This window comes from Belnapia arida (assembly GCF_016773205.1).
In the GTDB taxonomy this organism is placed as follows: Bacteria; Pseudomonadota; Alphaproteobacteria; order Acetobacterales; family Acetobacteraceae; genus Belnapia; species Belnapia arida.
This window is the reverse complement of record NZ_JAETWB010000151.1, coordinates 1-1,032: the sequence shown is the minus strand read 5'-3', so window position 1 is coordinate 1,032 and position 1,032 is coordinate 1. Positions and strand designations below refer to the sequence as shown.

Sequence of the window (1,032 nt, the reverse complement as noted above, 5' to 3'; positions counted from 1 at the left end):
AGAGCATTTTCCCATCAGTTTGCGTCATAGCCGGCGGCGGCGAAGTGGTTGGCGCACTCGGCTGGGGTGAAGGTGTCGATGATGCGGCCGATGGCATCCCATAGCCTGTCGAGGCTGCGTTCTACCGCTGTGCGGAGCGCGGCCTTCAGCTTGGCGGAGGCTTGCTCGATTGGGTTGAAGTCGGGGCTGTAGGGCGGGAGGTAGAGCAGGCTCGCGCCTGCGGCCTCGATGGTGGCCCCGACGCTTGCGCCCTCGTGGCTGCCGAGGTTGTCCATCACGACGATGTCGCCAGGGCAGAGCTCGGGCATCAGCACCTGCTCCACCTGGTCGCGGAAGAGCGAGCCGTCGATCGGCCCATCGAGTGCCAGGGCGTGACCATGCCGGCGTTGCGCAGGCCGGCGGCGAAGGTGATGGTCAGCCAGTGGCCGTGTGGGATGGCGGCGCGCAGCCGCTCGCCCCTGGGCGCCCGGCCGCGGGTGCGGCCAAGTTGGTCGAAGCCCAGGTCTCCATCAATGAACACCAGGCGGTCCGGGGCGAGATCGGGCTGCACCTCGAACCAGACCCAGCGCTGCCTCAGGATGTCCGAGCGGCCCTGCTTCGCGGCGTGGGCAGACTTTTGTTGCGCGTCATCCGGCGCCGGTCGAAGAAGCGCCACGGCGTGCCGATGCCGGCCGACACACCGGCCTTGACCAACTCGGCCCGGATCTCCCGCAGCATCAGGTTCGACTTCTGGCCGACGAGGCGAAGGATCAGCGCCGCACGCGCCTCGATCTGCGCCGGGCGCCGGCCCCCGCCGAGCGGCCCTGGCGCGACCGAACCCACCTGCCGCGACAGCGCCACCCAGCGGACCGCGCTGGCCGCGCTCACCCCGAAGCGGACCGCCGCCGCCCGGCAGGACGAACCCGCCGCGATCGCCACCACCACGCGTTCCCGCACGTCGACCGACAGCGCCTTGGACATCCGCATCGCCCCTCGCGCCAGGGCGCAAATGAAGCACCTCCACGAACCCTGTGGGTCACAAGCGATCCAGTC

At 70.1% G+C, this 1,032-nt stretch carries 1 pseudogene; it reads right to left on the bottom strand.

The window, feature by feature from the left end:
- Positions 1-14: 14 nt before the first annotated feature.
- Positions 15-960, bottom strand: a pseudogene (locus JMJ56_RS33130) (IS630 family transposase).
- Positions 961-1,032: the final 72 nt, after the last annotated feature.